Genomic DNA, 23711 nt, shown 5'->3' with positions numbered 1-23711 from the left:
CTAGGCGATCTCGTACCGGAAGTCGGCCGGGGCGGGCCGCTCGTTGCCGATCATCATGATCAGCAGCGGTGCCTCACCCGTCTTCTCCAAGCCGAGTTCCTCGATGTACGAGATGTTGTCGAAGCCCAGCGCGACACCGCAGCCGAGCTCCAGGGCGGACGCCGCGGTGTAGACGGCCTGGGAGACGGCGCCGACGGTGGCGTTGACCAGCCGGTAGCCGCGGTCGCCCACGGTGTCGAGGACGGCGGTGGTACGGACCGTGGGCACAAGGACCGCGCCGGCCTGTTCCAGGTTGTAGTTGGACAGGAAGTAGTTCTTCTGCAGGAACTCGCCCGGCCTGCCCTCCCGGACCAGCCGCAGGCCCCGGGTGTCGGGGTCGTACTCGTACGAGCCGGGGGCGAGTCCCTCGATGTGGTTGACGAAGGCGTACAGCTTGGCCAGGCGGACGTCCCCGGTGTCGCCGCCGAGCCGGGCCCCGGCCGTCGCGGCGGCCAGGCAGGCGGCGAGCTGGTCGCCGGTGACCGGACGCTGTGCGTCGAACCGCCCGAAGCTGCTGCGGCGCCGACGCAGTGCGCCGCGTACGTCGGTGTCCAGCGGCCGGGCGACGGGCAGCGGGACCTGCGCACGCGCCGGGTCGGCGGGCGGGGCCGCGGCCGGGGCGAGCGCGCCGGGAGCGGGCCGTGCGGTCGCGTGCCTCGATGTGGCGGCCTGCATCTTCCGTACGGCGTCGAAGGTGAGGACGGTACGGGACCGCTCGACGTCCCGGTGCCGTACGGAGACCGAGGCGGCGACGGAGGCGGAGGCGGGGGCGTTCACCGGCGAGTCGGCGGACGACGTGCCCCGCCGACTCGGCGCGTTCCCCTGCCAGTTCAGCGGGACGACCGAGAAGATGCCCTCCTCTTCCGTGCGCACCCCGAGCAGCCGCGCGAGCCGCTCCTCGTCGAACCACAGCGCCGGTTCGATGCCCAGGCCGCGCGCCCGGGCCCACATCCGCCAGGTCCCCACGACGGTGCCGATGTCCATGCTCACGGCGTGGAAGGAGAAGCTGTTGTACTTGAAGGCGTTCTGCCAGTACTTGATGCCGAGCACCAAGTACTGGTCGGTCGGCTCGCCGGGCGCGCCCTCGCCGAGGGCGGCGCGCACCTCACCGGAGACGTCCCCGGTCAGCAGCCGCCGCATGGCGTGGTGCCGGGTCGAGTAGTGGTGGACTCCGGGCGTCAGCGGCCCGCTCGGCCCGGAGACCCAGTAGACGCTGACGGGGTAGAGGCCGCCGCCGGAGGCCGTGCCGCGCGACCAGTTGGCGAGCGGGTAGGAGGGCAGCGCGCTCAGATCGGTGTTGGCCTGCACGCCGAGCCGGCGCCCGACGAGCCCGTACGAGTCGCGCAGCATCCCGGAGAGCGTGCCGAGGTCGAACTGCCCGTCCTCGTCCGGGACTTCACTCAGTCCGCGGTCGAGGGTCGCCTCGGCAGGACAGGCGCCGTCGGGCAGCGGCACGCTGTCCGTGCCGGGGTAGAACTTGGTCTTGCGCGGGCTGTCGGTCCAGTTCGGTACGAAGTCGGCCGGCGGCATCGGGACCCGGCCGCGCTGCAGGATGGCAGCGGCGTAGTCATGGGCGTACCCCATGGTGAACTCCTTGGTCACGTTCGTGGTCGTTCGCTCGGTCGGTCGGGTACGGGGCGCTCCGCTGAGTGGGGCGATATTTGGCTGCGGGTTCGTTGTGGCTGGTCGCGCAGTTCCCCACGCCCCTTTGGGGCGCTGGTGAACCGCAGTTGACTTCGCGCGGCCCCCGCTTCGTGTTCACCGAAAGGAGGCCCGCCGCCCCGTTACGGGAAGGGATGGGGCGCCGGGTTGAAGTCAGTGGGTGTCAGGTCGCGGTCGCGCAGTCCGGCCTCGCGCAGTGCCGTGCGCAGGCGGGGCATCCCGAGCGCGCGCTGCCGCGTCCAGCCGAAGTCGATCGGTAGCAGGCCGGGCACAATGACACCGACCGTCGTCAGGCCCAGATCCCGTTGTTCCGGCATGGTCTGGTCGACCACGATCACGTCGAACCCGGCGTCCGTGACCGCCTCGACGCAGCTCCTCAGGTCGTCGCGGAGGTCGTCGGAGACGGGCGGCAGCGAGCCGTTCCCGTACAGCTCGGTCATCGAGTGCTTGGGCGGGCGGGCGCCCGGTTCCCCGATCAGGAAGTGGGCGTGGTCGCCCATCTCCGGGATGCCGTACGCGAGCGGGTGGTCGTGCAGCGCCTCGACCCTGTCGAAATCGGTGGCCATGGCGCGCAGCCGTGCCTCGTCGCGTTCGGTGCGGCCCTGGAGGTTGACGGCGTCGGTGCCGATCTCGCAGAGCGCGCCGGCCAGCGCGGACTCCGGGTCGAGTCCCGCGCCCGCGCCGAAGCACATCCGGCCGAGGCCGCCGTCGGGGCGTACGGCGACACCCGTGACGACGGGGATGGGGAAGGAGATCCGGGTGTCGAAGAAGCGGGCCTCGTAGCCGTACATCTCCAGCCGGTCGACCATGTGCCGGGTGGAGGGCCTGGCGCTGGTGCGCGGGTCGATCTCGGGGAGCGCGGCCTGCCCGTACCAGGTGAGCAGGAAGGCGTCGCGTTCGATGACCTCCATCAGGCCCCAGTAGACGGCCTCCTCCAGACAGCCGCCGGAGGCACAGCCGTTGGAGCTCTCCTGCACGAAGCGGTTCTCCAGGCCCGGCGCGTGATAGTACGTCAGCACCTCGGGGACCAGGATCGGCGTGCTGTCGCGCAGGGAGTACCCCCACACCCAGGGGATCTCACGGTCGGGGGTGAAGGGGGCGACGCGCGGGTTGGCGCGGTGGAACTCCGGCAAGTACAGCCCGCACTCCCGGGCGTCGAGGGCGTGTTCGCCCCGCGCCCGCAGTCCGGTCAGGGAGTCCCGGACGCCGGCGGCCCTGGCCCGGGCCCGCATGCCGGCGTACCGCTCCAGGCCCTCCAGTACGCCGATCCGCTCGCTCTGCCCGAAGGTGTCGGCGTGGCCGCCCCAGAAGGTCTCGCGGAGGTACTCCCCCGACCGCATGGAGAAGCAGCCGATGGTCGCGGAGGTGGACAGGGACGACACGTCGTGGATGACGGAGGGGCCGAGGGATCCGCACACCGGGTTGGCGTACGGCTCGACGGGCAGCTCGTAGGCGCTGATGTCGCGGACCCGGAAGGTGCCCGGCCTGTGCTTGGGCGCGGGGCGGAGGGTGAGGACCGCGGCTTCGGCGGTGTCCTCCTCGCTACGGCCGCAGCGCGGGCACTCCGGGTCGGGCACCAGCGGGTAGTGACGCACCATCAGGGAGGCCAGGTCCACGAGGTGGATCGCTGGGAACGTTCCGGTGCGCGGCTGCTTTCCGTCGATCCGGGCGGCGATCAGCCCGGCCAGCGCGGCCGCGGTGAAGGGGGTGAGGTACGGCGACTCGCCCGCGGCCCGGGTGCCGGAGCCGAGTTCGAGCGCCTCCCGCAGCGCGATGGACCGCACCGCCTGCCAGCGCCGCGCGAGACAGCGGGCGCAGGGGCGGCCGGGCCGCTCCCCGTCAGGGGCGGGAAACGGACCGACGACGGCGTGCCGTCCGTAGAACCGCACGGGTACGGATCCGGGCTCGGCGTCCGGCGCCTCGTCGCCGAAGGCGTCGCGGACGCCCAGGGGTGCGACGTCGAGCGATGCCACCGTGCCGTGGGCGGCGAGGCCACGGTGGAGCCGCTCCGCCAGGTCCCGGCAGGAGCGCTCCAGCGGGGCGGTGGTCTCAGCGGGCATCGCTGCCGCCCGTGGTTCCGGTGGTGAGCAGGATCCGGGCCGTGGTGATGCCGCCCGCGGGAAGGTCGGCCGGCGTGGTGGGCACGTACAGGACGTCCCGGCCCGCGCCGCGCAGCCGGTCCAGCACCGCGTCGAACGTGGTGGCGTCGCCGTCCGCGGGGACGGGCCCGCCGGTCACCGCGATCGTGCCGGGCGCGAGGTCCCCGAGCAGCGGGTCACCGGTGTCGACGGCCTCGGTGGCGTCCTCCTCGGCGAGTTGGATCCGCCCCAGCAGGTCGCGCAGCGCCGCGCAGGCCGCTGCCCGGCGGGACAGGCCCGCGCCGACCGCCCACTGCCCGCCGCTCTCCCGGGCCAGCACCACCTGGGCCGAGGAGCGGGCGCCCTCGCCGAGGTCGACGAGCTCCGCCTCGATGTCCAGGTTGACCGCGGACTTGAGCAGGAAGACCAGCTCCGGGTCCGCGTCGGCGGTCACCGTGCCGGTCTCCGCAGCACCGCGGACCGCGCGCGACAGCGCGTCGTGGGCGAGCGCCGACAGCAGCCCTCGTCCGGCCGCCTCCTCCGCCGAACCGCCGGCACCCGTGCCCGCCGAGGTCGCCTGGTGCAGTCGGTCGCGGTTGTAGGCGCCGAAGGGACGCACGGCAGCCGCGGGCACGCGCACTGGCTCCTTGGTGAGCAGGGAGGTCGCGGTGATCCAGGCGGTGACGTCCTCCTCGGTGCGACCCGTGCCGGTGCCCGTCGTCAGGACATCGGGGCCGACGGCCGCGGCCGCACTCGCGCGGGTCTCCGTGGGCACAAGCGGCACCACGTGCTCGACGTACGCCTCGGCCGCCGCGTACAGCGCCCGGGTCCGCGCGCCCGCGAGATGGTGCACGTCGAAGGCGGCGATCCTGCGCCGTACACCATGGCCGAGCGCCACCTCGACACGGCTGATCTTCAGCGGGGTCTGGGTCAGGCCCTCGTCGTCGTACCGGCTGAAGACACCGGTGTACGGGCGGACCAGCGCGGTGCTGACCCGGTTCAGCTCGTCGACCAAGGCCTCCGCCTCGCGGGCCGTGTCCACGGTCGGCGTGACCGGCAGCGAGAGCCCGTCGGGCAGCTCCGCCACCGGTTCGTCGGTGAGGGAGGCGCAGCGGCGGCAGCGCGGGTGGGGCTGGACCGGCTCGGCCATGACGTCCAGCGACTCCAGGTCCTGGACGAGTACCTGATGGTCCGTCTCGGCGGGCAGCGCGCCCGTCACGATCCGGAAGATCTCGTAGCCGAGGAGGTTGCCCGACATCGCGGCGACCGGGCCCAAGAGCGGGCCGCCGGCGCCCGGAGAGAGGGCGGCGGCGCCGGCCGCGATCCCGCTCCACAGGTCGGCGGCCGCACCCGGGTCGACGTTCCCGCCGAGCCGCAGCATCGCGCAGCACAGGCAGCCGGTCGAAGCGGCGGTGGACAGTGGGCCGGTGACGGCCCGTCCGCCAAAGGTCCAGGCGGGGATCAGCGTCTTGCCCTCAGGCACTCCGTCGGCAAGGAGCCGCTGGGCGCGGGCGGCGGCATCCGCGCCGGAGACGACGACCACGTCGTACTCGTCGAGGCCGTCCCAGCCCGTGTCCGCGCCGATCCGGTCGAGCCGTGTCGCGCAGCCGTCCCCAGTCGACTCCTCGGCCTCGGCCTCGACGTCGGGGAAGCCGGCCGTGACACCGATGCGTGCACAGCCGTTGCGGACCAGGCTCAGCGCGCACCAGCGGGCGACGTCGTCGCCGCCGAGTACCGCGACCCGGGTGTTCCGGAAGCGCCCGAACCGCCCGGGGGCGCCGTCGACGTAGTGGTCGACGTAGGCGATCTGCGCGCCGAACCGCCGCTCGACGTCCGTGCCGAGGGCGTCCGAGTCGCCGGCTTCGGTCTCCGGTATGTCGCGGGCGAACCCCCGCTCGTACAGTGTCTTGACCAGTTCGGCCGCCATGGCCCGCTGTGCCGTGCCGAAGCCCTGGCAAATGTCGCCGAGCCGGTGGTGCCCGGCGAGGTGCGGGACCAGGAGGGAGGCGAAGCGGTAGGCGGTGCGGCCCGTGAGATGGAAGCCGCCGTCTGCGTTGTGGAAGAGGACCCCGCCCGGGGTCTCGGTGAAGAGCACGTCCCGGCGGATGCGGGGCCGGGTGCTGGCGAGCGAGTCGAACTCCTCGGTCACTTCTTCAGCCATGGAGGATCACACCTTTTCTGTCCGGTCTGCCGTCCGGAGCTCTGTCCGGTCGAGTTCGTTCGGGGCGTGTCCGCGTGCATACACGCGGAGCAGGTCGTGCACCCGGTACGGGCCGGGCGGCCCTTCCTCCAGAAATCCGGCGTCGGCGAGCTGTTCCAGGACACCCTCGGCCTCGGGGGCCGCCATCCCGAGCGCCGGTACGCAGTCCTGCGCGCGCAGCGCCTTCAGCGGCAGCCGTCCGATCCGTACGAAGGCGTCGGCCAGCCTGGGATCGAGCCGGTCGAGCGCCCCGCCGAGTACGTGCTCGACGGACATCCGGGGGGAGTCGGCCAGCGACAGCCGGGCGAGCGGGTCGTCGGCCAGCCAGCCGACACCGTCGGACAACCGCAGTCCGGGGCGGGTCAGCAGCCGGGCGGCCATGATCCGCAGAGCGAGCGGATAGTGGCCGCAGGCCGCCGCGAGCCGACGGGCCGCCTTCGGCTCGGCCTCCACGCGCTCGGCACCCAGCACGGCGAGCAGCAGTTGGTACGCGTCCTCCTCGTCGAAGGTGGAGAGCCGGTGCACCCAGCCGCCGTGGGTGGCGATCAGACCCGCGAGACCCATCCGGCTGGTGACGATGGCGGCGCCGCCCGGCCCGGTCGGCAGGAGCGGTCTCACCTGGTCGGCGTTCACCACGTCGTCGAGGACGAGGAGCGCCCGGTCGCCCGGCCGACGGCCGCCCAGGGCCGCCGCCACCTCCTCCGCCGCCTCGGACGGACTGCGCGGCACCCCGTCCGGGTGGACCATCCGCACCAGCAGTCGGCCAGCCGGGAAGCTGTCCCGAACCAGGTGGGCGACATGGTGGGCGAGGGCCGACTTGCCGATGCCCGGGGCTCCGGACACCAGCACGGTCACGGGTTCGCCGCCGCTGTTCTCGCCCGCGGTGAGCCGGGCCACCATGGCGGTGACCTCGGCCGCCCGGCCGGTGAAGGACGGCACACCCGGTACGGGGATCACCAGCGAGGGCCCCGGGGGTGGGGCGCCCGCCCACTGCTCAGGTCCGGGCGCCCATGTGGCCGGACGCTGTGCCTCGGCCGCGGGGCCCAGGTCCTCGCCCCGCAGGATGGTCAGTTCGAGTTTCTGGAGCGCCGGGGAGGGGTCCACTCCCAGCTCGTCCTGCAGGTACTCCTTGACGCGCCGGTACTCGGCCAGTGCCTCGGCCTGCCGGCCCGTGCGGTAGAGAGCCTCGATGAGCTGCTCGCGGAACCGCTCGTGCCCGGGGTGCTCCCGGGTCATGCCCCACAGTTCGACGAGCGCCTCGCCGCAGCGCCCGAGCCGCAACTGCAGGTCACAGACGCGTTCGACGGTCCTCAGCCGTTCCTCCGCGAGCCGGGGCACCTCGTCGCGGTGGAGGACGTCGGAGCGGACGTTGGCCAGCAGCGGGCCCTGCCACAGCGACAACGCCTCCTTCAGAAGGTGGAGTTCGGCCTCCGGGGTATGGGCCGATTCCCGGGCCCGGGCCACCCCGTTGCGGAATCCGATCAGGTCCAGGGCTCGCGGTCCGGCGGTGATCCGGTATCCGCCGGGCACCGCCTCGACGGGGGTCTCGATCACCCCGTGCCGGGTGAAGAGCTGCCGCAGCCGCAGAACGCAGGTCTGGAGCGCGGCCCTGGCCGTGACCGGCTGTTCCTCACCCCAGATGGCCCGTTGCAGGTACTCGACGGAGACGACGGTGTTGGCGTGCAGCAGAAGCACGGCCAGCAGGACGGTCGGTTTGGAGGGCTGGAGTACGGCGGCGTCGGAGCCGTCCGTGATGCTCAGCGGCCCGAGGATGCGAAACCGCATGGCGTCTGCCTAGTCCCAGCCGTTGACCAGTTTGCAGACCGGGACGACGGCCTCCGCGACGGGAGTGCCGGCCACGACCTCGGTCAACCGCTCGCAGAGAGCCTGGGCCGCGTCGGCCGGAACGGCCTCCTGGTGCCGCGCCGGGGATGCCTCGACGGCGGACGCCGCCGCGACCCCGGCCGACAGGGACAAAGCGACGATGGCGAACCCCAGCGCGGTGGCAACACGCGCGGGGACGGACGACTTCTTACACAGCGGGCTCCTGGTCATGATTTCCCCCTTGGACGGAACTCCTCACCGGATCGCTTCCGGCCATTTCGACGATGCCAGTACGGAAGCCGCACAAGGGGAGACATCGGTGTCAGCTTGCTGCCAGTGGGCTGCAGCATCGTGACACTCTCCTGACCGGAATACGCCGCTCAGGAGGAGTGCACCCGCCCGTGACCAGCCCATGGGCCCCATGGACCACCGGTCGGAAACGCGCCACGCCGTGGTCACCCCCTGTTGGCCCACGGCGGAACGATGCGGCGGATCGTTCGAGCCCCGCCCAGAGGCCTCGACTCCGGACACGGCCTCTCCCGCCCGACGAAACGAGACGGCCCTCCCATGAAGCGACGAGCCATGAAACGCCTTTCCCCCCGGCCCTCACCCTCGCCCTGTGCGCACTCCTCTCCGGCGCGCTGCCCGCCCACGCCGCGGGCCACTCGACCGGCCACGCCGTAGGCAACGCAGCCGACGGACACCGCGACAGCTACGGGACGAAGGCATCGTACGAGCCGGGGCAGGACCCGCAGACGTACCGGGCCGCGCCCGGGGGCTTCGAGCCGGTGTTCAGGGAGAACGCCTCCCGGCACGGGTCCCGCCCCACGACCGGCAGCGAGGACGGGGACCTGATCCTCAAGCTGTGGGATCGGGCGGCGAGCGAGGGCCAACTGGCCAAGACGGGTGAGGAGTTCGGGCCCCGGGTGCGGGCGCTGACGCGCGGATGGACGGTCCCATGGCGGCGGCGCCGGCGACTGGTCACCTGCCACGCGCGGTCGTCCTCCAGGCAGCCAACCCGACCGCGCTCCGCTACGGCCAATACAAGTCGGGAACCTCAGGATCACAGGCCGTACTGGTCAAGGAGCCTCATCAGGTTCTGCTTGCCCTTGTGGGCCGGCACGCAGAGCGGCGAGGTACGCGGTGAAGAGTCCACCGGCGCCGCTGTTTTCCCGCCGCACCAGCCCCCTACCAAACGCCTGCGTCTTTGCACGAGCTGACCCAATGTTTCATGAGCGGTTCGGCCAGCCGCAGGTAGCCCCGAGCCCGTCGACAGGACGCGCCCACCCGCAGCGGGCGCGGCCAGGTGCGCCAGTCGGCGGCCAGTGAAGATCAAACCTCGCCAACCTCCCCCCGGGTTGTATCTGGAGCAAGCGTCCTTTTGCTTGACCAATCGCCATATGGCGCGTCCGGCATCAGCCACTCAACCAGATCCGTCATGCTCGGTTCGACGAACGATCGCACCATAAGAAGCGGTCTCTTTGGCGGGCAGTCCCGCAAGCCCACGAGGAGGACCAGGCTGTCTGGCCGTACTCATTGAAAGCACGTATTTTGACGCACTTGTCTGCCCGTCAGGCCCAGAGGCCATGTTGGCGTGGAATAGCGCAGCTTCGGAATACTGCCCCTTCACCAGTGGTGTGGCCGAGGTTCGACTGGGAGCCGAGCGATGTCGTGCGGAGGCCCGTGTGGCTGTATCCGCGAGAGTGGTGGAGCGACGAGCGGTATGCGCTGGGTCCTCGGCACGACGCCCTGCGTGAGGTGATCGGCGAGGAACTGGACGGACTGGTGTCCTGACGCGTCCGGGTCGCCGCCCGTCCACCCGTCGGTTCTCAGGGGGATCCGTCGACGTCGAGCCGTTCCACGAGGAGCATCGCCGCATCGTCTGCCAGATAGCCCCCGGTGTGGCGGATCAACCCCTGGTGCAATCGCTCCAGGAACTCCGGCGTGCCGCACGTATGCGCCGCTTCCATGGCCTCGGGCAGGGCGAAGAAGCCGTCGTCGGGGCTGCGCGCTTCGATCACGCCGTCGGTGTGCAGCAGCAGACGGTCACCGGGCGTGAACGGATATCTCTCCGCCTTGGCAGGAGGAACGGTGATGAATTCCTCCAGCCCCAGGGGCGGCAGCGGCGAGGTGGGCATCAAGGTCTCGACCTTGCCGCGGCGCAGCAGCAGTGGCGGCGGGTGGCCGCGGTTGATCACCTGGACCACGAAGCTGTCGGACACCTCGACCACGACCGCGGTGACGAAATCCTCGGTCTCATGTTCCGCGGCGGTCGGATCGATCACACTCGGCACGGCGCACTCCCGTTCCAGCGCGGCGGCGCAGTGGTTCACCACCTCCACCAGTTCGCCCTCGTAGTGCACGGCCTCGCGGAACGCCCCCAGTACGACCGCGGCCAAGCGCACGGCGGGCAGCCCCTTGCCGCGGACGTCACCCACGATCATCCGGACCCCGTACCGGGTCTGCGACACGGCGTAGAGATCGCCGCCGATCTGCGCCCCCGCCTCTGCCGCGTGGTACAAGCTGGCCATCCGGACCGGGCCCAGCCGGGCCGGCACCCGTCTCAGCAGGACTCGTTGTGCCGCCTCGGCGATCCGGCGAACCTGGTCCAGCTCACTCTGCCTGCGCGCACGTACGGCACTACTCATCGTGACACTGGCCACTGACACCACGATGAGGGACAGGAGGTTGCTGTAGGCCTGGCCACCCCAGCTCTGGTGGAGGGTGGCCGTGATCACGGTGACGGAGAAAGCTCCCAGCGCCGCCGAAAGAGTGCCTTTCGGGCCCAACGTCAGCGCCGCCAGTGCCGGTATCGCGGCGAGGATGGGACCGGTGATCACATCGTGTGCGGGTGAGAGCTCGATACCCAGCGCGAACAGTACGATCACGAACGGCAGACACTGCCCGAGCCTGAAGAGCACCCGGCTGTGACCGCCCGCTCCTGAGGGGCCGAATGAGCGGAAGAGTGACCGCATGGCAACCAGCCTGACTCACCGGAGTCGACTGTTCCACTCAACACCCGCCGTGTCCTCAATGCTCATGCGGCTCCCCGTGGGACGACACCTTCGCGGCGTCGCCCCCCGGGTCTCACCAGGTCCGCCACCTGGCCGTTGTGTCGTACAGGCTGGTGGTGTTCGCTGGCCCCGCCCCTCAGGTGCCGGGCGGGACTTGGCGGAGTCGGACTTCGCCTGAGTCGGTGCGATAGATGTAGGCCCAGGTGGAGCCTGCAGTGGTGGTGTAGGGGAAGGCGGTGGGGTCGGTGGCTGACGGTTCGGTGCCGGCCTGCTGCCAGGTGCGCCATGTACCGAAGGCGCCTTGGACTGCTTCGCGGGTGTGGTGGATCGTGCCGTCCTCGCCCCAGCCAGACCTGGTGGCGCCGCCACAACGCGAGCAGCCCCGCCTGGGGAAGACTAGTGGCTTGTCGTCGCTGGTAGTGGCAGTGGAGAGCGCACGATTGTTGGCGGCACTGCTCAATTGTCCCCGGCGTAGATTGCGTCACCTGGCAGTGCGAGACGTCCGCAACCGCGCCAGGCGTCCCGGCCCAGCAAGGAGGCCACATGAGCGAGGCGTACTCGCCAATCCCGGAGCTGAACCTGCTCAAGGAGTTCGAGGACCGGATCGGTCCGGTGTACTACTCGGAGGGTTTCGAGCTGCGCGAGTACGGCGCAGACGCTGGCCTCCATACCTGGTCGGAGCATCCGGAGTTCCTGAGCCGGTTCATCCCCTTCGCGCAGGCGAACGGCTCCGGCTCCGACTACGCGCTGTGGCGGTGCGACGATCGGACCGACCTTGCCACTCTGCCTGTCGTCTTGGTCGGCGATGAAGGGCATCTCTATGTGATCGCGCGAAACCTGATGGAGCTGTTCCAGCTTCTGGCCATCGACAGCGAGCCTTTCGCTGACTTCGGGTTTCTTGCCTCTGGAGACGTTGAGGAACACAGCGATGGCCACCATGAGTTCCTCACCTGGTTGAACCAGAATTTCGGCCTTGAACCACCGGAGGACCTGCACGCGCTCTGGACCGGGCGAAAGAAGTCTGACGATCGGTTCAGGGCATGGGTGAGCCAGTTCGTTGAGTTGGACGATCACTGACAGTCCATCGCAGTTCGTGATCTTGCACCGCCGGCAGCGTGCTCAGTGCTCATGCGGTTCGTACCCCGGAATCGTCCCGTCCGCCTTCTTCACCAGGAACAACCCCACCATGCCCATGTCCGAGTGGCTCTGGACATGGCAGTGGTACATCCACGCCCCCGCCCCGACGCCCTCCCCCGCGATCACCTGAAACCCGAACGAGTCGGCAGGTCCCGTGATCTTGTTGTCCAGCACCTGGCTCGGGTCGTCGGGGCCGGTCAGCATCCCCGTGCGGTTGTCGGCCCAGCGATGACCGTGCATATGGAAGGTGTGGTAGTACTCGCCGTGCGTGATCACCACGAACTCGACGCGATCGCCCACCGTCGCCTCGAAGTTGGGGCCACTGTGCGCCGGCTTGTTGTTGATCAGCATGTCGTTGAAGACGATCGTGTGGGTCGCGTCCGGGAGGACGTCGCCCTTGCGACGGACGATCACCGGACCGTACAGCCCTTTGCGGATGCCGCCCGTGCCATGTTCCGTGCCGACGACGTGGTCGTGGTAGTGCCAGTAGCCGGCGCTGCCCGCGCGCCAGGTGCCGTCCTTGCGGCGGCCGGGTGCGTGGGTGCGCCAGGTGTACGTACGCGTCCCGCCCGGCTCGACATCGCTCTTGTTCTGCTTCGTGCCGTCGCTGGTGATCTCGTAGTCGAGGCCGTGGACGTGCAGACTCACTGCCACGTCCATGGTGTTCTCGAACTCGATGTGCAGGGTGTCGCCCTCGTTGAGTTCGATGAGCGGGCCGGGGATCGACGCCTTGCCCTTCTCGTAGCCGTAGCCCATCTGGCCGTCGGCGAGCTTCTCGGCGTACAGCTTGATGCGCTTGACCTCGCCGCCGGCCGGAGCGGTTTTCGCCGGCTCCGCGGCGCTGACGGACTCAGGGGCCAGAGACAACGATGTCGCGACGGCCGCACCGCCCAGCAGCACGCGCCTGTTGAAGCCGCGTCTGTCCATGCCGAACTCCCCACCCTGGTACGGAATTTACGGAGATGAACCGCTGAGACGGTAGCGGCACCACGTTCGTTTTTCCACACTCAGGACAAAGTTCGTGCCATTCCGGTCGTACCTATTGGCGAGCCGGGCAAAGAGGTCTAGCTTCCTTGGCGCCGTTGCTGTGACCGACGAGGAGTGGATGACCCCATGCGGTTCGCGTCGCATCAAGAACCCATGCACTTAAGAGAGTTGACCACAAAGAGACGGGTGATGAGACGAGCCTGGGCGGCCGTCCTGACCGCCGGGTTCGTGACCGCGGGGCTGCTCTCGGGCGGTCCCGCGAGTGCGCGCCAAGCCCCCGACCCGCCGCTGACAACGATGTCGATCAAGTCGCCGCCAGGCGGTGCCAACGTACGGGTGCTGCTCTTCCACGGCTCCGCAGCGGGCGGGGACGAGTCGCCCGTCGTCAATGCCGGGATCGAGGCGATCGAGGAGATCGGGCTGACCGGACCGGCGAACCAGCGTTTCAAGGTGACGGCCACGGACGACGCCTCCCTGTTCACCGACGAGACGAAGCTCGGCCGCTTCAACGCGGTCGTCTTCCTGACCGGCGGCGGCGACGTCCTCGACGCGGAGCAGGAGGCCGGTCTTGAGGCGTACATGGAGGCGGGCGGCGGCTTCCTCGGCGTCCATGACGCGGCCCGCGCCGAACCGTACTCGGACTGGTTCACCGGCCTGGTAGGCGCCCGCCCGGCCGCGTCGAGCCCAACTGCCGTACAGCGGGCGACCGTTGAGGTGGGCGACCGGCAGCACCCGGCCACGAAGGATCTGCCGCTTCAGTGGAAGCGCCCCGACGCATGGCTGAACTGGGTCAAGAACCCCTCCGGCGACGTGCACACCGTGGCGCGGGTGCGCGAGTCGACGTACCAGCCGGGCGACAGCAAGAACGGCGCCGACCACCCGGTGTCCTGGTGCCGCGACTACGACGGCGGACGCTCCTTCTACACGGGCATGGGCGGCACGGTCGCCTCGTACGACGAAACGGACTTCCGTGCGCACCTGCGCGGGGCGTTGCTGTGGACGACACGTCTCGTGCGGGCCGACTGCAAGGCGGCGATCAACGCCAACTACAAGGCGGAGCGGCTGACCCAGCCCAACCAGGCGGGCCAGAACGACCAGATCGGTGAGCCGCACGGCCTGGTCACCGCGCCCGACGGCCGGGTGTTCTACATCGGCCGCGGTGGCGCGGACTCCTCGCAGCCCGTCGTCACGGACTGGAACAACCCCGATATCGGCAAGGGCAAGGGCGAGATCCACGTCTACGACCCGAAGACCAAGAAGGTCACCCTGGCCGGCGCGCTCACGGTCTTCGGCAACAAGGGCGGCGGCGGCGAGCTGATCAAGGTCGAGGAGGGGCTGCTCGGTATCGAGCTGGACCCGGCGTTCCAGCAGAACGGCTGGGTGTATCTGCACTACACGCCCCACTCCCAGATCAACCGCGACACACGGATGGCCGAGCGGCGCGTCTCCCGCTTCACACTCGACCAGGCCACGAACAAGCTGGACCTGAGCAGCGAGAAGGTCCTGCTGAAGTGGCCGGTACAGATCCACAGCTGCTGCCACGCGGGCGGCGGCATGGCGTGGGACTCCAAGGGCAACCTGTACATCGCGACGGGCGACAACAACTCCAGCCAGTTCAGCGAGGGTTACTCCGGCAACAACCCGCAGCCCAACTACAAGGGCGTCTCCTTCGCGGATGCACGCCGCACGTCGGGCAACACCAACAACCTCAACGGCAAGATCCTGCGCATCCACCCGGAGCCGGACGGCACCTACACCCTGCCCCAGGGGAATCTCTTCACCGGCAAGGAGACCGATGAGGGCGGCGGCAAGACGCGCGGCGAGATCTATGTGATGGGCGTCAGGAACCCCGCGCGCATCTCCGTCGACAAGAAGACGGACACGCTGTACGCGGGCTGGGTCGGCCCGGACGCCTCGGCGCCGTCGACCACTTGGGGCCCGGCGAAGTACGACACGTTCGCCGCGATCACCAAGCCGGGCAATCACGGCTGGCCGTACTGCATGGGCAACAAGCAGCCCTATCGCGACCGCAATCTGCCGGACCCGACAAAGCCGCTGGGCTGGTACGACTGCGACGCCCCGAAGAACGAGTCGCCGAACAACGACGGTCTCGTCAACCTGCCGCCGGTCACCGGGAACACCATCTGGTACTCCCCTCAGGGCGGCGGGCCCGACTTCCCGCGCGACGCGAACGGCATCCCGTCGTACAAGGCGGAGGAGCAGAAGTTCCTGCTGCCGTGGCTGAAGGGCGGCGGTCAGGCGGCGATGAACGGACCCGTATACCGCTATGACGCGGCGTCCGCAGGTGCGGGGGCGTGGCCGTCGTACTGGGACGGCAAGTGGTTCGTCGGCGACTTCTACGACGGCGACCAGCCGCGGCACGCGGTGATGCTCGACCCCAAGACGGCGGGCCAGGGCGGGATTCCGGTGCACGCCGAGTCCCTGAAGAAGATCATCCCCGTGGGCAATGACGGCATCAAGAACCTCATGGATTGGAAGTTCGGTCCCGACGGCACGCTGTACGCCCTCGACTACGGCCGCGGCTTCTTCACCTCGGACGCCAAGTCGGCGCTGTGGCAGGTCACTTACAAGGGCGGCGCTCCGACGCCGGCCGCCGATCAACTGGCCAGGGAGGCACTGTGACGGGCGTACACATACGACGGCGAAGAACCGCACGCCTGTGGACGGCGCTTCTGGCGTCGCTGCTGATGGTGCTGGGGCTGACGTCAACGTCGGCTTCGGGGCAGACCGACGGAGCCGGCGCCCCTTCGGCAGCCGCCGACGCTGCCGCGCAAACGCTTACGTGGACGGCCGGCAACGACATCACCAAGTACACGTCGGCGCCCGCCACCGCGGTCGCGGGCACGACGACGATCATCTTCGAGAACAGTGTGGCGACCGGCAACACCACAGGTATGCCACACACGTTGACCTTCGACGTGTCCGACCCGGAGTACAACAACGACGTCCCGCTCAACATCCTGGCCAGTCCGAACGACGACCAGGGCGGCAAGTACACGGCCGAGGTGACACTGACGCCCGGCCGGTACCGCTACTACTGCACCATCCCGGGCCACGGGCAGATGCAGGGCATCCTCGTGGTCACGGAGGGCGGCGGCGAGGACACGACCGCGCCGGAGACCAAGGCGGACGTGACCGGTACGCAGAACGCGGACGGCGCCTACGTGGGCTCGGCGACCGTGGCGTTGAGCGCGACGGACGACGGCTCGGGCGTGGACCGGATCGAGTACGCGATCGGTGACGCGGGCGCCTGGCGGCCGTACACCACACCCCTGGTGATCGACCAGGTGGGCGACCACAAGGTCCGCTACAGAGCGGTCGACAAGGCCGGGAACGTGGCCGCCGAGAAGGCGGAGGAGTTCACGGTGGCGCCGCCGTCGACGGACGACACGACGGCTCCGGAGACGTCGGCTTCGGTGACCGGTGAGCAGAACCCGGAGGGTGCGTACCTGTCCATGGCGACCGTCACCGTGACGGCCTCCGACACCGGTTCCGGCGTCAACACCATCGAGTACGCGCTCGGTGACTCCGGTGCCTGGCAGCCGTACACGGCTCCGGTGATGGTCCACGAGGTGGGCACGCACAAGGTGCGGTACCGGGCCACGGACAAGGCGGGCAACGTGGCCGCGGAGAAGTCCGTCTCGTTCACGGTGGTCGCGCCGCCCGCCGAGGACAAGACTCCTCCGGTGACCGGCGTGAGTGTCGAGGGCACGAAGAACTCCTCCGGGGCCTACATCAACAGCGCCAAAGTGACGGTGACGGCCACGGACGAGCACCATGGTTCCGGGGTCGCCACCATCGAGTACTCGCTGGACGGCGGACCGTATCTCGCGTACACCGCACCCGTCGTGGTCGATCGCGCGGGCGCGCACAGGGTGGCGTACCGGGCGAGCGACAAGGCGGGCAACACCTCCGACGCCCGGACCGTGAGCTTCACGGTCGCTTCGGGCGGCGGGGTGCCGGCGCCCGCCTGCGCCGAGTACGACGAGAGGCTGACCGTCATCGTCGGCACGGTGGACACCGGTGTGCCGAACCGGGTCACCAACAGCCGGTGCCGCATCAACGAGTTGATCGAGGACGAGAAGGAGTGGACGTCCCACGCGCTGTTCCTGAAGCACGTGAAGACCGTCCTGGACGGACTCCTCAAGGAAGGCGTCATCGTCCAGCGCGAGTACAACCTGATCAACAAGGCCGCCAAGCAGTCGGGCATCGGCAAGCCGGGCCAGACCGAGGGCTACCGCACGATCTTCGACGGCTCCGAGGAGTCGTTCTCGAAGTGGCAGCAGGTCGGCGGCGGCAGGTTCGCGGTGAACGCGGACGGTTCGATGACCAGCAGCACCACGGTGGCGGGCATGGGCATGCTGTGGTTCCCGGAGCGCAAGTACGGCGACTTCTCGCTGAAGCTCCAGTGGCGTGACGACGCGCCGGGCACCGGCAACGCCAACGCGGGTGTGTTCGCCCGCTTCCCGTGGGTCCATGACCACCCGGAGGAGTCGCGTCCGGAGTGGGTCGCCATCAAGTACGGGCACGAGCTGCAGATCAACGACCGCCCGGACGGCGACATGTACAAGTCCGGCTCGGTCTACGGCTTCGACCGCGTGGGCCTGGCCGGAGCGGGCGTCACCCAGAAGGGCACCTGGAACGACTACGAGATCCGTGTGGTCGACCAGCACTACTCGGTGTACCGCAACGGCGTGCTGATCAACGAGTTCGACAACATCGGCGGCCAGGACTTCACCCCGCCCCGCTCGGACGACCCGGGCACGGACGGGCGACGGTTCGCCTCCGGCTACATCGGGCTCCAGGTGCACGGCACGACGGATGTGATCTCGTACCGGGACATCAGGATCAAGGAGTTGTAGGCCCTTCGGCAGGGCGTGGCTTCTTCGCGCGGCTCGGCTGTACCCGCTTGGGTTCCCCCGGCATCTTCGGATACTCGGGCGGGTACGGCAGGTCCGCGAGACCGTGGTCGTGTTCGTCGCGGCGGGCCAGTTCCAGCAGGGCCTCGAGGGAGAAGGCGTGATCGTCCATGTCCGCGTGCACGTCGCCGAGTTCGGCGAAGCGCGCGGGCATGGTCGTGACGTCGAAGTCCCGGGGCACGGCGACACCCACCTCCTCCCAGCGCAGGGGCGCGGACACGGGGGCCTGCGGACGGGGGCGTACGGAATAGGCGGAGGCGATGGTGCGGTCGCGAGCCGTCTGGTTGTAGTCGACGAAGATCTTCGCGCCGCGCTCCTCCTTCCACCAGGCAATGGTCACGTGGTCGGGCATCCGCCGCTCCAGTTCGCGTCCGGCGGCGATCGCGGCGCGGCGTACCTGGGCGAAGGTCCAGCGCGGCTCGATGGGCACGAAGACGTGCAGTCCCCGGCCGCCGGAGGTCTTGGGCCAGCCGCGCAGTCCGCCGAACTCGTGGAGTACGGCGCGGAGTTCGTGGGCGGCGCGGACGGCGTCGGCGTACTCCGTGCCGGGCTGCGGGTCGAGGTCGAGACGGAGTTCGTCGGGATGGTCGACATCGTCGCGGCGCACCGGCCACGGGTGAAAGGTGAGCGTGCCGAACTGCGCGGCCCACACGACGGCGCCGACCTCGGTGGGGCACATCTCATCTGCGCTGCGGCCGCTGGGAAAGGTGATGTGGGCGGTCGGGATCCACTCGGGCATGTTCTTGGGCGCCCGCTTCTGGAAGAACGACTCGCCGGTCACGCCCTCCGGGTAGCGCTCCAGGGTGGTGGGCCGGTTGCGCAGGGCACGCAGGATGCCGGGGCCGACAGCGACGTAGTACTGGGCGACATCGAGCTTCGTCAGGCCACGCTCCGGGAAGAAGACCTTCCCCGGGCTGGACAACCGCACGGTCCGCCCGCCCACCTCCAGCTCCACCGCTTCACCCATGCGAGCCACGGTAGGCGTGCCGGGCTTGCCTCGCATGCGGGCGGACGACTGTCGGAGCGCTCCGGACGAGGAAGGATGCTGCGGTGACTCCGATTCCCACAGTGCGCCCATACCGCCCCGAGGACCGAGAGTCCCTCGACGACATCTGCGTCCGCACCGCGCACAACGGCCAGGACAGTCGGCCTGTCTACGCGAATCCCGCGATCTTTCCGACGATCTTCGCGGCTCCGTATGTCCATCTGGAGCCGGAGCTGGCCTTCGTGCTGGACAACGGGCAGGGACAGGCGGTCGGCTACGTCCTCGGCACCGCGGACACTCCCCGGTTCGCCGAAGCCTTCCGCACGCAGTGGCTGCCCTTGGTCGCGGACCGCTTTCCGGAACCCATTGGCCCGCAGAGCACACCCGACGAGGCGATGGTTCGGCTGTTGCACCACCCCGAGCGGATGGTCGTCCCGGAACTCGCCGCGTATCCGGCTCATCTGCACATCGACCTGCTCCCCGAGTGGCAGGGCCGCGGCCACGGACGTGCACTGATGCGGAGCTTCCTGCGGGCTCTGCGGGGCAGTGGCGTGCAGGCCGTCCATCTGACCATGGCGACGGCCAACACTCCGGCCAGGGCCTTCTACGACCGTCTGGGCTTCCACGAGATCGAGGTGCCGGACCCCGGGCCGGTCACCTGTCTGGGGCGCACGACGGACGAGATCGACACGCTTTGACGGACGGCGACGGCAGCCATCCGTTACTCGGGCTCCACGGCGCGCGGACGGTCCCGCAGGACTACATGGCTGGAAGCGATCTCCTTGGTTGTCACAAGGCCCGACAAGGATCCGGGATGGATTGACCCAAGGTTCGTCCATGGGGCGTCAAGAACCGGTCACGTGAACGATCTTCGGCCAGATTCAGACATACGTTCCTCCCTGTGAAATCTGACATCCCACCCCACAGAGCTGTCGGCCTCGCGTCGACCGCATCCGCCGACAGGGTCACTCCCGCCCGGCGCTCTCTGCTCCGCGCCGCGCTGACGGGCACCGCTGTCCTCGGTGTCGGCCTCGCCGCCGGCGCCCCCTCCGCCGCCGGGGCCCCGTCCTCCGCCGCCACCACTCCCACCGGCAGCACGCGCCGCCGGCCGACCACCGCGCAGGAAGCCCTGCGGGAACTGGCGGCGGGCAACCTCCGCTGGCGCACGTACCGCGAACGACACCCCGACGAGTCGCCGACCGTCCGGCTGGCGCTGACGTCGGGTCAGCACCCCTTCGCAGTCGTGCTCGGATGCATCGACTCCCGCGTACCGCCGGAGCTGGTTTTCGACCAGGGCCTCGGCGACCTGATGACGGTGCGCTCGGCGGGTGAGGTCCTGGACGAGGCCGTGCTCGGCAGCGTCGCGTACGGGGTGCTCGAACTGGGCATACCGCTGGTCATGGTGCTCGGGCACCAGTCGTGCGGCGCTGTGAAGGCGGCGGTCCAGGCGGACGAGTCCGGCGAGGAACTGCCCGCCCACATCCAGTACCTGGCCGATCAGATCAGCCCGGCCATCGACCACAGCAAGGAGGGCGACGCCCGCATCGACGCGACGATCGATGCCAACGTCGGACTCGTCCGCTCCCGGCTCGCGGCGGAGCCCGATCTCGCCGCCAAGGTGGCCACGGGTGACCTGGTCATAGTCGGCGCGCGATACGAACTGACCAGCCAGCTTGTCCACCGGATTTCCTGAGCACGCGGCGGGCCCCGGTACTGCTCGGACCCGAGAGCAGGGCCGGGGCCCGCCGCGCCGGATCAGCCCTCGCTCACGTCCGACTTCTCGGCACCACTCCCCTGACCTGGACTTTACGGGCCCGGCACTCAACGAGCGGGCGCCCAGGACGGCTCCTAGAGTCAAAGCATGGATCTCCCTGTGATGCCACCCGTGAAGCCGATGCTCGCCAAGCCGGTGGCGGCGATTCCACCCGGCATGCACTACGAGGCGAAGTGGGACGGGTTCCGGGCGATCGTGTTCCGCGACGGGGACGAGGTGGAGTTCGGCAGCCGTACCGGTAAACCACTGACCAGGTACTTTCCCGAACTGGTGGAGGCGGTCCGGGAGCGGGTGCCCGAGCGGTGCGTGCTGGACGGGGAGATCGTGATCGCGCGGGAGGGACGGCTGGATTTCGACGCGCTCACGGAGCGGATCCACCCGGCAGAGTCACGGGTGCGGCTGCTCGCCGAGCGGACGCCGGCCTCGTTCGTGGCCTTCGATCTTCTCGCGCTCGCCGAAGAGTCGCTGGTGGACGTATCCCTGGGCGACCGACGGGAGCTGCTGGAGAGGGCGTTGGCCAACGTCACGGCTCCCGTCCATGTGGCGCCGGCAACCACCGACATCGAGGTGGCGCAGCGGTGGTTCGAGCAGTACGAAGGCGCGGGCCTCGACGGGGTGATCGCCAAGCCGCTCACACTGCGCTACCGGCAGGACGAACGCCTGATGTTCAAGGTCAAGCACGAGCGCACGGCGGACGTGATCGTCGCGGGCTACCGGCTCCACAAGAGCGGGCCCGTCGTGGGTTCGCTGCTGCTCGGGCTGTACGACGCCCAAGGCGCCCTGCAGCACGTGGGGGTGAGCGCCGCGTTCTCGATGAAGCGTCGCGAGGAGCTGGTCGGGGAGCTGGAGCCGCTGCGTATGGAGTCGGCTGTGGGGCATCCATGGGCGGCGTGGGCGGAGGAGGCGGCGCACGAAACGGCACGGCTGCCCGGTGCGCCCAGCCGCTGGTCGGGCAAGAAGGACCTGTCCTGGGTACCGGTCAGGCCGGAGCGGGTGTGCGAGGTGGCGTACGACCACATGGAGAACGGTCAGCGCTTCAGGCACACGGCCCGCTTCCGCCGCTGGCGCCCCGACCGGACACCCGAGAGCTGCACGTACGCCCAGCTGGAGGAGCCGGTGCGCTACAACCTCGCGGAGATCCTGGGGCTGTAGAACTGAGCCGTACGACTGGCAAGACCGCCCGCCCTCCCCTGATCGCCGTTACCTGCACGGCCGAGTGAACCGCCTTCGACCTTGGCCGATTGGGTAGGACCTGATTGAATCCCAAATCAGAAAAGCGGCGAAACGGGGCACAGTGGACACCGAAGGTACGAGACGGACGGGGCTGAGGGGCCGCACGAGGCGCACCCGACCTGTGGCAGCGCTCCTGGCCGCCCTATTGGCAGGCTCCGTCATGGCGGGCTGCACACCGGAAGAGACCGACGACGGCCGCGCGCCCGGCGACGGCACTCCGGGCGCCGGTTCCGTACTCGCCGTGAAGATCGACAACGCGAGCCGGGCACGGCCGCACACGGGCATCGACGCCGCGGACATCGTGTACGCCGAGCAGGTGGAGGGCGGTCTCAGCCGGCTGATGGCGGTGTACGCGACCAAGATCCCGAAGGCGATCGGGCCGGTGCGCAGCGCGCGCGAGTCCGACCTGGAGCTACTGCGCCAGTTCGACGAGCCGACGCTCGCCTTCTCGGGAGCGCAGGGCAAGTTGCTGCCGCTGATCGACAAGGCCCCACTGCACGCGGCGCCGCCGGAGAAGAACCCGAAGGCGTACTACCGGGGCACCGACAAACCCGCCCCGCACAACCTGTATCTGCGCCCCGAGCGGCTGCTGAAGTCCGCTCCCGGTGCTGACTCCCTGACCACCGGCTTCGAGTACGGTGCGCCCCCCGCGGGCGGCAAGGCCGAGACCTCGCACACCGTGCGCTTCCCCGCGGCCCGCTTCACCTTCACCTGGTCCGAGAGCCGGGACCGCTGGCTGGTGTCGATGGATGGCAGGCCGAGCGCGACGACCGACGGGCCGCAGATGGCCGCCGCGACGGTGGTCGTGCAGTACGTGAAGATCCGCAAGTCCCAGTTCAAGGACTTCCTGGGCAACAACACGCCGTACACGGAGACCGTGGGCTCGGGCACGGCGAAGGTCCTGCGCGACGGCCGCGCCTTCGACGCCGACTGGAAGCGTCCGTCGGCCGAGGACGGCACCCAGTTCACGACCCAGGACGGCGAGCCGCTGCCGTTCGCTCGCGGCCAGGTCTGGGTCGTGTACGCGAAGGCGTGACGTGGGTGCGTGTGGGGGCTTCTTGCCCCGAACCCACCCCTTCCCGAACTGGGGCTGCGCCCCAGGCCCCCCGCCAGGGGGGTGGGGGGTGACACGGCGTGTCGCGGCTGCGGGTGCGTCGGGGCTCGTCGCGCAGTTCCCCGCGCCCCCAAAAGCAAGAGCCTGCGCCTCCACTCACTCGAGGAACGGCGCGAGCAACCCCACCGAACCCGCAGCTAGCGAACCGCACCCAGCGGCTCCCCCGGATTGCGCAGGCCCTCCGCCGCATCCGATACGCGCTGCAGCAGTTCGAAGAACACGGCCTGCTCCTCCACGGACAAGGGCGCCAGGAACACCTGGTTCATCCGAGCCGTCCGCAGCGCCAGCTTCCGATGCGTACGCGCCCCCTCGTCCGTGAGGCGAAGCAGAAAGCGCCGCCCGTCCTGCGGGTCGCGCACCTTGTCGAGCAGGCCCCGGCGTCCGAGCCGGCTGATCACCTCGGCGATCGTGGACCGGTCGAGACCCACCCGCTCCCCCACGCTCCGCTGATCCAGCCCCGGTTCGGCGACAAGTGCGTTCAGCACCGCGAACTGCGGCGAGGTGATCTCCTCGGAGACCATCGTGTTCCACAGCAGGTAGTGCGCCTGCTGCAGCCGCCGGGCCAGATGCCCGGGGTGGGTGGTGAGGTCCACCGCCGCCATGTGCGCTCCTCGGGTTCGTCGGTGCACTGAACAATACCGCTCGCCACATACCATTGTCTGCACGGAGAGACCCACGCTTCACCAGCCAGTACGTATGAACTCTTGACGACCGAACCCACGGA

At 69.8% G+C, this 23711-nt stretch carries 17 protein-coding genes; 8 read left to right on the top strand and 9 right to left on the bottom strand.

Annotation, left to right across the window (positions count from 1 at the left end; genetic code table 11):
• The 5 genes from ACFYO0_RS36875 to ACFYO0_RS36855 all read right to left on the bottom strand — a co-directional run bounded on the left by ACFYO0_RS36875 (position 1) and on the right by ACFYO0_RS36855 (position 8034).
• Positions 1-1623, bottom strand: coding sequence for a nitroreductase family protein (locus tag ACFYO0_RS36875; RefSeq protein ID WP_388685086.1), 1623 nt, complete (start codon positions 1621-1623; stop codon positions 1-3).
• 200 nt (positions 1624-1823) lie between these two features.
• The gene (locus ACFYO0_RS36870; protein ID WP_388685083.1) at positions 1824-3761 is read right to left on the bottom strand and encodes a TOMM precursor leader peptide-binding protein; all 1938 of its coding nucleotides are present in this window, start codon (positions 3759-3761) and stop codon (positions 1824-1826) included.
• Positions 3751-5940 carry a TOMM precursor leader peptide-binding protein gene (locus ACFYO0_RS36865; RefSeq protein ID WP_388685080.1) on the bottom strand — a complete coding sequence of 730 codons (2190 nt, stop codon included), beginning with the start codon at positions 5938-5940 and terminating at the stop codon, positions 3751-3753. Before ACFYO0_RS36865 ends, ACFYO0_RS36870 begins: the two co-directional genes overlap by 11 nt.
• Before the next feature lie 6 nt (positions 5941-5946).
• Positions 5947-7764 carry a BTAD domain-containing putative transcriptional regulator gene (locus ACFYO0_RS36860; RefSeq protein WP_388685078.1) on the bottom strand — a complete coding sequence of 606 codons (1818 nt, stop codon included), beginning with the start codon at positions 7762-7764 and terminating at the stop codon, positions 5947-5949.
• Positions 7765-7773: 9 nt separating this feature from the next.
• Complete coding sequence (locus tag ACFYO0_RS36855) at positions 7774-8034, bottom strand: hypothetical protein (protein ID WP_388685076.1); 261 nt, start codon at positions 8032-8034, stop codon at positions 7774-7776.
• Between the two features lie 1440 nt (positions 8035-9474).
• Between ACFYO0_RS36855 and ACFYO0_RS36850 the strand changes: the two genes are divergently transcribed.
• Entirely contained in the window at positions 9475-9597 is a 123-nt protein-coding gene (locus tag ACFYO0_RS36850; RefSeq protein WP_388685073.1) for a hypothetical protein, read from the top strand.
• 35 nt (positions 9598-9632) lie between these two features.
• Here ACFYO0_RS36850 and ACFYO0_RS36845 read toward each other — a convergent pair whose 3' ends face one another.
• Positions 9633-10778 (bottom strand): PP2C family protein-serine/threonine phosphatase, encoded by a 1146-nt coding sequence (locus ACFYO0_RS36845; RefSeq protein ID WP_388685070.1) that lies wholly within the window; start codon positions 10776-10778, stop codon positions 9633-9635.
• 582 nt (positions 10779-11360) lie between these two features.
• Between ACFYO0_RS36845 and ACFYO0_RS36840 the strand changes: the two genes are divergently transcribed.
• Positions 11361-11894, top strand: coding sequence for a hypothetical protein (locus tag ACFYO0_RS36840; protein WP_388685067.1), 534 nt, complete (start codon positions 11361-11363; stop codon positions 11892-11894).
• A gap of 42 nt (positions 11895-11936) precedes the next feature.
• On the opposite strand, the gene ACFYO0_RS36835 is transcribed toward ACFYO0_RS36840, so the two are convergent.
• Positions 11937-12881, bottom strand: coding sequence for a multicopper oxidase domain-containing protein (locus ACFYO0_RS36835; RefSeq protein WP_386341789.1), 945 nt, complete (start codon positions 12879-12881; stop codon positions 11937-11939).
• A gap of 213 nt (positions 12882-13094) precedes the next feature.
• Between ACFYO0_RS36835 and ACFYO0_RS36830 the strand changes: the two genes are divergently transcribed.
• Positions 13095-15584 (top strand): ThuA domain-containing protein, encoded by a 2490-nt coding sequence (locus ACFYO0_RS36830; RefSeq protein WP_388685064.1) that lies wholly within the window; start codon positions 13095-13097, stop codon positions 15582-15584.
• A gap of 35 nt (positions 15585-15619) precedes the next feature.
• Complete coding sequence (locus ACFYO0_RS36825) at positions 15620-17824, top strand: OmpL47-type beta-barrel domain-containing protein (RefSeq protein WP_388685261.1); 2205 nt, start codon at positions 15620-15622, stop codon at positions 17822-17824.
• Here the strand turns inward: ACFYO0_RS36825 and ligD are convergent.
• On the bottom strand, positions 17811-18848 hold the full coding sequence (gene ligD, locus ACFYO0_RS36820; protein WP_388685062.1) for a non-homologous end-joining DNA ligase: 1038 nt from the start codon (positions 18846-18848) through the stop codon (positions 17811-17813). The two genes, ACFYO0_RS36825 and ligD, sit on opposite strands and share 14 nt — an antisense overlap.
• Positions 18849-18931: 83 nt before the next feature.
• On the opposite strand from ligD, the gene ACFYO0_RS36815 reads away from it, so the two are divergent.
• The 4 genes from ACFYO0_RS36815 (at position 18932) to ACFYO0_RS36800 (ending at position 22909) form a co-directional block, all read left to right on the top strand.
• A complete protein-coding gene (locus ACFYO0_RS36815) occupies positions 18932-19564 on the top strand; it encodes a GNAT family N-acetyltransferase (RefSeq protein ID WP_388685060.1) in 633 nt (210 codons plus the stop codon).
• A gap of 203 nt (positions 19565-19767) precedes the next feature.
• The gene (locus tag ACFYO0_RS36810) at positions 19768-20559 is read left to right on the top strand and encodes a carbonic anhydrase (protein WP_388685057.1); all 792 of its coding nucleotides are present in this window, start codon (positions 19768-19770) and stop codon (positions 20557-20559) included.
• A 168-nt stretch (positions 20560-20727) separates the two neighbouring features.
• Positions 20728-21792 (top strand): ATP-dependent DNA ligase, encoded by a 1065-nt coding sequence (locus tag ACFYO0_RS36805; RefSeq protein ID WP_388685054.1) that lies wholly within the window; start codon positions 20728-20730, stop codon positions 21790-21792.
• A 202-nt stretch (positions 21793-21994) separates the two neighbouring features.
• Positions 21995-22909: a DUF3048 domain-containing protein gene (locus ACFYO0_RS36800; protein WP_388685052.1), complete on the top strand. Its 915-nt coding sequence runs from the start codon at positions 21995-21997 to the stop codon at positions 22907-22909.
• Positions 22910-23124: 215 nt separating this feature from the next.
• Here the strand turns inward: ACFYO0_RS36800 and ACFYO0_RS36795 are convergent, their stop codons facing one another.
• Positions 23125-23589: a MarR family winged helix-turn-helix transcriptional regulator gene (locus tag ACFYO0_RS36795; RefSeq protein WP_388685050.1), complete on the bottom strand. Its 465-nt coding sequence runs from the start codon at positions 23587-23589 to the stop codon at positions 23125-23127.
• Positions 23590-23711: the final 122 nt, after the last annotated feature.

Source organism: Streptomyces sp. NPDC006365 (assembly GCF_042870755.1).
Lineage (GTDB): Bacteria > Actinomycetota > Actinomycetes > Streptomycetales > Streptomycetaceae > Streptomyces > Streptomyces xiangluensis.
The sequence above is the reverse complement of the archived record's forward strand: the minus strand, read 5'-3'. Positions and strand labels throughout refer to the sequence as shown.

What these genes read in the sequence shown, in the direction of transcription:
- ACFYO0_RS36865 (WP_388685080.1), bottom strand. Translation starts at nt 5,940, where the DNA reads ATGGCTGAAGAAGTGACCGAGGAGTTCGACTCGCTCGCCAGCACCCGG.
- ACFYO0_RS36870 (WP_388685083.1), bottom strand. Translation starts at nt 3,761, where the DNA reads ATGCCCGCTGAGACCACCGCCCCGCTGGAGCGCTCCTGCCGGGACCTG.
- ACFYO0_RS36845 (WP_388685070.1), bottom strand. Translation starts at nt 10,778, where the DNA reads ATGCGGTCACTCTTCCGCTCATTCGGCCCCTCAGGAGCGGGCGGTCAC.
- ACFYO0_RS36805 (WP_388685054.1), top strand. Translation starts at nt 20,728, where the DNA reads ATGGATCTCCCTGTGATGCCACCCGTGAAGCCGATGCTCGCCAAGCCG.
- ACFYO0_RS36855 (WP_388685076.1), bottom strand. Translation starts at nt 8,034, where the DNA reads ATGACCAGGAGCCCGCTGTGTAAGAAGTCGTCCGTCCCCGCGCGTGTT.
- ACFYO0_RS36840 (WP_388685067.1), top strand. Translation starts at nt 11,361, where the DNA reads ATGAGCGAGGCGTACTCGCCAATCCCGGAGCTGAACCTGCTCAAGGAG.
- ACFYO0_RS36830 (WP_388685064.1), top strand. Translation starts at nt 13,095, where the DNA reads ATGCACTTAAGAGAGTTGACCACAAAGAGACGGGTGATGAGACGAGCC.
- ligD (WP_388685062.1), bottom strand. Translation starts at nt 18,848, where the DNA reads ATGGGTGAAGCGGTGGAGCTGGAGGTGGGCGGGCGGACCGTGCGGTTG.
- ACFYO0_RS36875 (WP_388685086.1), bottom strand. Translation starts at nt 1,623, where the DNA reads ATGGGGTACGCCCATGACTACGCCGCTGCCATCCTGCAGCGCGGCCGG.
- ACFYO0_RS36860 (WP_388685078.1), bottom strand. Translation starts at nt 7,764, where the DNA reads ATGCGGTTTCGCATCCTCGGGCCGCTGAGCATCACGGACGGCTCCGAC.
- ACFYO0_RS36795 (WP_388685050.1), bottom strand. Translation starts at nt 23,589, where the DNA reads ATGGCGGCGGTGGACCTCACCACCCACCCCGGGCATCTGGCCCGGCGG.
- ACFYO0_RS36835 (WP_386341789.1), bottom strand. Translation starts at nt 12,881, where the DNA reads ATGGACAGACGCGGCTTCAACAGGCGCGTGCTGCTGGGCGGTGCGGCC.